We start from the raw sequence: 6,367 nt of genomic DNA, 5'->3' as shown, positions 1-6,367 counted from the left end.
GGGGTCGCGGGTTCGAGTCCCGTCCACTCCGCCACTTATATTAAGCCTCAGTCGAAAGACTGAGGCTTTTTTCGTTTCTACTGCGGCGTTTCCCTGAAGTGTGTTTACACCTAATTAGACTACTCCCCATAATCCCTACTAAGTGAACTTTGCGTGATTACACACTAGGCTTTAATTAATATAGGCCGTTGATGCTGTGGAAAGACAATATGACCTACAAACAAACCTAAGTAATCTATGGTATTCAAGGCGTTCAACGGCTTGAATCTTGATGAGAAAGAAAAAACGAACTGTGCGCATAATCCAGAAAAGCGTCATATATACCCCCAATCTCTCCTGGCTCAAAAATCAAACGACTTGAAAAGAATTGGAAGGTGAAAGATTGAAGGAGCTCTTCATTAGCGAGGTGATAATTTTCGACGCTGAACATTTGATGAGTCTCAGAAAAAATATATCGCCAAAGGGTAAGAAGCGCCAGAACAGAGAGGGGTAGCTTAGCTCGAGGCTGTAAGCTATGCGGAATACTCACAAACGTCAAAGCTCAAACCCATTAAGAGAGTCGCTCTAGATCTAAGTGGTTATGTGCTCACTAGCGGTACTAGAAAATAGTTAAGTATTCCAAATGGATTATATGAAAAAGCCAACTGCTAAAGCGGTTGGCTTAGTATAAAAATCTCGACGTACTTTAGAGCGAGAAATGATGTCTAAAGAATACGTTTTAAAACACCATCTGCCTTTAGGCGGGTAATTTTTCTGACCAGTCGCTGCACCCCTATAGGATAGTCTTCTACTTTCTCTAATTGCTTATAAGTACAGATAAGGTGAGTATGCTCAAGAATACGCGAAACTTCGTCTTCAAACTTCTCAGTGAGCTTCGCATAATTGTCTTGTATGAGTAGCCCATTTTCTAGGTCGAGTGACCAAGCACGTGGGTTTAGGTTATTCCCAGTAAGTAGCATATAGCGTTTATCAACCCAAATACCCTTAAGGTGGAAGCTGTTATTGTCATGCTTCCATAGGTGAATTGACAATTTACGTGCGGCGATATTCGCTTCATTGGCTTTCGCAAAGCGACGCAAATTCACTTCGTAAAGATATGGAAGTCCGCCAATGGTTTTAAAGTCTTCCTCGGGTGCAATGTAAAAGTCGTTGGCGGTTTTATCACCCACAACAATAGTTACTTTCACACCACGCTTCATGGCTCGTTTCACTTCACGATGAAGTGCTTTAGGGAAGTTAAAGTAAGGCGTACAAATGAAAATTTCGTCTTGGGCTGCTGCCAATAACTTTACAATCTGTTGATTGAGCAGATTACGGCGTTTGCCTAGCCCAACTAACGGAGTGACTTTTACACTTTCTTCTGTTGCAGCTTGGTCTTCAAACTTATAGTTGGCTTGAGCAAGAGAAGCCCTCAGTTGGCGAATCGCCGACTTTATTTCTTTGGTTTCTGGCTTATCTTTTCCTGCAAGATCATTAACGGCAGGGTGAGCAATCATTTCTTCCTGAATGAATTGCACCATTGAATTCGCTAAAGATTCATGTCGAATCACATGGTAACGATCAAATCGATAACGTTCATGATAATGGAGATAAACGTTATTTAAGCTCGCCCCACTGTAGATAACAGTATCATCGACAATGAAGCCTTTTAAATGCAGTACCCCAAAAACTTCTCTGCCACGCACTGGTATGCCATAGACAGGGATTGGGTGTTGGTATTTGCTGGCATATGCTTTGTAAAGCGCTGAATTACCCTCAGATGTCTCCGCACCAATCAGGCCACGCTGCGCTCGATGCCAGTCGACACAGATATTGATGTCCAACCCAGGATTGCGCTGTTTCGCTTCATAAAGCGCAGTGAGAATTTCACGTCCAGCTTCATCATCTTCCAGATATAGAGCGACTAGGTAAATTCGCGACGTTGCTTTGCTGATAGCATCTAAAAGACGGGTTCTGAATGATTCTGCTGAATACAGAACATCAAAGTCTTCCGGATTGACAGCGAGACTTGGCAACTGTTCGAATGGATTCCTACTTACTATCATATCGGTATGAGTACCTTAGTTTAGTGCAATATTGCGAACCTGCCATTTTATCAAAGATATGATTTACCTGGCTACAAAAGCACGCGTTTTGATGTCGTTGAAGAGATGAATTGCATTGGAATGAGATCTTTACCGCTATCTACATAACGTTGAAATGCCATTTTTAGCGGGTGTGGTAGCTCAGAGCAATCAATTGTTGTGAATCCATGCTTGGAATAATAGGATTCGAGATGTGTAAACGCGAAGCAATAATCGCCATCAGTGAAAACATTGTTTTTACAATGAGTTAGTAGTTCTTTTCCAATCCCTGTTCCCCTAACTTTCGGAATGACCAACATTCCTGTCAATAGACGAACTTTATCTACACTTTTTAAACGTAGTAACGCAATGATTTCACCTTTATGGCTTGCTGTAATGATCAATTCATCTTTTTTGGCTCGACCCGCAGGGTAATACGCCTTGTATAGTTTCTTAATGAGGGGGAGCTTGATGGGATTTAACACTTCTATGATTAATGAGTCTGGTATTGTCACTGCGGTTAAAAGATAACTAATGTAGAATGTCGACAGTTTAAGAGAATCTTATCTGGTGTTGCAAACCTACTATGCAAATTAAAACAAATGCGAGCCTAAAGGCTTACCATACTTTTGGAATTGAACAATCGTGTTCCTATTTAGCTATCGTTGAGTCGCTTGAAGATGTTATTGAGCTATTTCAAAACCCAAGATTCACCCATTTACCGAAACTTTTTTTAGGTAAAGGAAGTAATGTTCTTTTTACAGAACATTTTGAGGGATTAGTGATTGTTAATCGAATCATGGGTAAAGAAGTTACGGAAACGGATGAGCACTACCTATTACATATTGCCGGTGGTGAAGATTGGCCTGAATTGGTTTCCTGGTGTGTGAATCAGGGGATCGGTGGGCTCGAGAACTTAGCTTTGATTCCAGGTTGTGCTGGCTCGGCTCCTATTCAGAACATTGGTGCGTATGGCCTAGAGCTAAAAGACATCTGTGATTATGTAGATGTTCTTGATCTAACTACGTTTGAAAACAAAAGAATGCACGCCCAAGACTGTGAGTTTGCCTATAGGGATTCCATATTTAAACATGCGTTGCACGGAAAGTGCTTTATCACCGCATTAGGGCTTAAGTTGGCGAAGCAATGGCAGCCGATTAACCAGTACGGTCCTTTACAAAGTATCCCAGAAGAACAACTCAGCCCTGCTTCTATCTTCGAACGAGTATGCCAAGTGCGAAAGGCAAAACTGCCAGATCCAACCAAGATAGGTAACGCAGGTAGTTTCTTTAAAAACCCAGTGATCACAGAAGATCACTATGATCGACTAACAAAAAAATACCCTAACGTAGTGGCCTACCCAGCTTCAGGAGGAATGAAAATTGCTGCTGGTTGGCTTATTGATCAGTGTGGATTAAAAGGGAAGTCTGTACACGGTGCGCAGGTCAACCCTATGCAAGCTTTGGTTTTGACCAACATAGATAATTGTAGTGCTGATGACATTGTCGCGCTTGCTTCTTTAGTGAAGCATACAGTATGGGACAAATACCAAATCATACTTGAGCATGAAGTGCGCTTTCTCAATCGTACCGGGGAGACCAATTTGGCTCAGATCGAGGCATCTAGATGAGAAAAGATCACTCTACGAAACTTCATATTCTAAAGTTATTAAGTGATGGAGAGTTTCATTCAGGAGAAGCGTTGGGCGACGATCTTAATGTTTCTAGAGCGGCAATCGCTAAGCACATTAAAGGTCTTAGTGAATGGGGTATTGATATTTATCGAGTGCAAGGGCGCGGTTACCAATTAGCCTCACCATTGCAGTTGTTAGACGAGACTCTCCTTACCACTAGCTCGGAGTCACTTGTTGAACTCGTCCCTGTGATTGACTCAACGAATCAATATTTGCTCGACAGAGTCGCGGATTCGGAAAAGGGCCGTGTTTGTATTGCTGAATATCAAGCACAAGGGCGTGGTCGCCGCGGTAGACAATGGGTCTCACCGTTTGGCTCTAACTTATATCTCTCTATGTATTGGCGACTGGATGCAGGAATGGCTGCGGCAATGGGCTTGAGCTTGGTGATTGGGATTGCCGCAGTGGAAGCTTTGGAAGAAGTAGGCATGCAAGGTGTTAAACTCAAGTGGCCGAATGACTTGTATTATCAAGATAAAAAACTGGCCGGAATCTTGGTTGAAATGTCGGGTCAGGCCGGTGGGGCTGCTCATCTAGTGATTGGGATGGGCCTGAATATTGGAATGCCTGACGACCAGCCTGAGATTGACCAGCCATGGACCACGTTGAACCAAGTAAATCAGAGTCTCAAGATCGATAGAAATGTTCTAGCAATGACACTTATCAAGCATTGGAATTCCGCACTTGTCGAATATGAAATGAAAGGACTTACTGGCTTTATCGAACGTTGGAATCGGTTAGACAATTTCCTTAATCGTCAGGTCAAACTGCTTATTGGTCCTAGAGAGGTATATGGCGTCGTTCGAGGCATCGATCATCAAGGTGGAATATTAATCGAAACCTCCCAAGGACTAGAGACTTATATTGGTGGTGAAATCTCGTTGCGTAAAAGTGACTAATCTTCGATTACTTTCGCAACGAAACTTTATCAACTAAGTGGTTAACGCCTTTGTGTAGAATCAAGTGGGCTCTCTCACGAGTTGGAAGAATATTCAATTCTAAATTGAGCCCATTAATATCATGCCAAATTTGCTTCGCTTTTTTCTTTGCGTCATCGACAGAGAGTTGTGTGTAGTGGCTAAAATAAGAGCCTGGTTTCGTAAAGGCCCCTTGGCGAAACTTTAAAAAGCGTTCTACATACCAATGTTCAATGGTTTCTGTTTCTGCGTCGACATAAATTGAAAAATCTAAAAAGTCAGAGACGAAGACACGATGCGGGTCATGTGGATAGTCCATTCCACTTTGCAGAACGTTTAAACCTTCAATAATAAGAACATCCGGTCTATCCACTTTCCTTAGTTCATCAGTAATGTCATACGTGATGTGAGAGTAGATGGGTACTTCAAGATCGGGCTTTCCTGCCTTTACGTCAGACATGAACTCGACTAAGCGCTTGATATCATAGGATTCTGGGAAGCCTTTACGATGCATGATACCGCGTTCTTCTAGTACTTTTTTCGGATATAGGAAGCCATCTGTTGTAACCAAGGAGACTTTGGGATGATTCTCCCAACGAGAAAGCAATGCCGTTAGAATACGAGCAGTCGTACTTTTGCCTACAGCAACACTGCCAGCGATACCAATTACGAAAGGGGGAGCATGTTCCTCTGTATTTAAGAATTGTTGTAATACGGAATTGCGGCTTTGACGAGCCTGGACATACAGATTCAAAAGACGAGACAAAGGAAGGTAGATCTCTACCGCTTCCTCCATGGTTAGGTTTTCATTAATGCCCTGAAGCGCAGTCAAGTCGTCTTCAGAAAGTGTCATCGGTACAGAGTTTCTTAACTCGGCCCAATTTGCACGGTCAAATGACAAAAATGGACTCATGGGTCTCTTTTATCCTTGGTTTAATAGAAGCAAGAACATACATCAAGCGAACTTCAAAGCAAACGACAAAGGTCGAAGTTTACTTTAAAAAAGCTAAGTTTGTACGAATTTGCAGCAAACGAATCTAAAAAATCGAAATTTATGATTTTTTTTCAAATTACTATTGCAACCTAGAAAATCATTCAATAGAATGCGCACCACTTATGCCGACTTAGCTCAGTAGGTAGAGCAACTGACTTGTAATCAGTAGGTCACCAGTTCGATTCCGGTAGTCGGCACCATTCTTTCCTTTAGTAGTCTGAATGGCTTGAAAATTTGGAGGGGTTCCCGAGTGGCCAAAGGGAGCAGACTGTAAATCTGCCGGCACTGCCTTCGATGGTTCGAATCCGTCCCCCTCCACCATATTCTTTAGGAAATAGCTCTCAGAGTTACGTGTTGCGGGCATCGTATAATGGCTATTACCTCAGCCTTCCAAGCTGATGATGCGGGTTCGATTCCCGCTGCCCGCTCCACTCTAATTTGAGTGCTGATATAGCTCAGGTGGTAGAGCGCATCCTTGGTAAGGATGAGGTCGGCAGTTCGAGTCTGCCTATCAGCACCAGCTCTCAAGTTTATTTCCTTTTGATATTAGATTTACCAATTATCTTTTTTTGGTTGCGTGGTCAATTTGGGCCACCTAAATCCGTACCTAGAGGGACCACTCATGTCTAAAGAAAAATTTGAACGTACGAAACCGCACGTTAACGTTGGTACTATCGGCCACGTTGACCACGGTAAAACA

Annotated in this window: 5 protein-coding genes and 4 tRNA genes; 6 read left to right on the top strand and 3 right to left on the bottom strand. The window is 42.6% G+C overall.

Features of this window, described 5'->3' with window-relative positions; all coding sequences use genetic code 11:
* Positions 1 to 704: 704 nt before the first annotated feature.
* Together pssA and R7E47_RS23765 are read right to left on the bottom strand one after the other, a co-directional pair.
* Positions 705 to 2,045 carry a CDP-diacylglycerol--serine O-phosphatidyltransferase gene (gene pssA, locus R7E47_RS23770; RefSeq protein ID WP_005388686.1) on the bottom strand — a complete coding sequence of 447 codons (1,341 nt, stop codon included), beginning with the start codon at positions 2,043 to 2,045 and terminating at the stop codon, positions 705 to 707.
* 71 nt (positions 2,046 to 2,116) lie between these two features.
* Positions 2,117 to 2,548 (bottom strand): GNAT family N-acetyltransferase, encoded by a 432-nt coding sequence (locus R7E47_RS23765; protein WP_031781233.1) that lies wholly within the window; start codon positions 2,546 to 2,548, stop codon positions 2,117 to 2,119.
* Between the two features lie 101 nt (positions 2,549 to 2,649).
* Between R7E47_RS23765 and murB the strand changes: the two genes are divergently transcribed.
* Positions 2,650 to 3,693 (top strand): UDP-N-acetylmuramate dehydrogenase, encoded by a 1,044-nt coding sequence (murB, locus tag R7E47_RS23760; protein WP_318085105.1) that lies wholly within the window; start codon positions 2,650 to 2,652, stop codon positions 3,691 to 3,693.
* A complete protein-coding gene (birA, locus tag R7E47_RS23755) occupies positions 3,690 to 4,655 on the top strand; it encodes a bifunctional biotin--[acetyl-CoA-carboxylase] ligase/biotin operon repressor BirA (RefSeq protein ID WP_005373054.1) in 966 nt (321 codons plus the stop codon). Before murB ends, birA begins: the two co-directional genes overlap by 4 nt.
* Positions 4,656 to 4,662: 7 nt before the next feature.
* Here birA and coaA read toward each other — a convergent pair whose 3' ends face one another.
* Positions 4,663 to 5,586: a type I pantothenate kinase gene (gene coaA / locus R7E47_RS23750; protein WP_005388683.1), complete on the bottom strand. Its 924-nt coding sequence runs from the start codon at positions 5,584 to 5,586 to the stop codon at positions 4,663 to 4,665.
* A 205-nt stretch (positions 5,587 to 5,791) separates the two neighbouring features.
* Here coaA and R7E47_RS23745 point away from each other — a divergent pair.
* The 4 genes from R7E47_RS23745 to R7E47_RS23730 all read left to right on the top strand — a co-directional run bounded on the left by R7E47_RS23745 (position 5,792) and on the right by R7E47_RS23730 (position 6,187).
* Positions 5,792 to 5,867 (top strand) — tRNA-Thr (locus R7E47_RS23745).
* A gap of 36 nt (positions 5,868 to 5,903) precedes the next feature.
* Positions 5,904 to 5,988 (top strand) — tRNA-Tyr (locus tag R7E47_RS23740).
* A gap of 35 nt (positions 5,989 to 6,023) precedes the next feature.
* Positions 6,024 to 6,098, top strand: a tRNA-Gly gene (locus R7E47_RS23735).
* A 13-nt stretch (positions 6,099 to 6,111) separates the two neighbouring features.
* Positions 6,112 to 6,187: transfer RNA gene (locus R7E47_RS23730), tRNA-Thr, on the top strand.
* Positions 6,188 to 6,367: the final 180 nt, after the last annotated feature.

Origin of the sequence: Vibrio sp. Vb1026, from assembly GCF_033338745.1 — a bacterium.
GTDB classification, from domain to species: Bacteria; Pseudomonadota; Gammaproteobacteria; order Enterobacterales; family Vibrionaceae; genus Vibrio; species Vibrio alginolyticus.
This window is presented reverse-complemented; position numbering and strand designations above follow the sequence as displayed.

Coding starts and splice junctions, on each gene's coding strand:
- pssA (WP_005388686.1), bottom strand. CDS start 2,045: ATGATAGTAAGTAGGAATCCATTCGAACAGTTGCCAAGTCTCGCTGTC.
- murB (WP_318085105.1), top strand. CDS start 2,650: ATGCAAATTAAAACAAATGCGAGCCTAAAGGCTTACCATACTTTTGGA.
- birA (WP_005373054.1), top strand. CDS start 3,690: ATGAGAAAAGATCACTCTACGAAACTTCATATTCTAAAGTTATTAAGT.
- coaA (WP_005388683.1), bottom strand. CDS start 5,586: ATGAGTCCATTTTTGTCATTTGACCGTGCAAATTGGGCCGAGTTAAGA.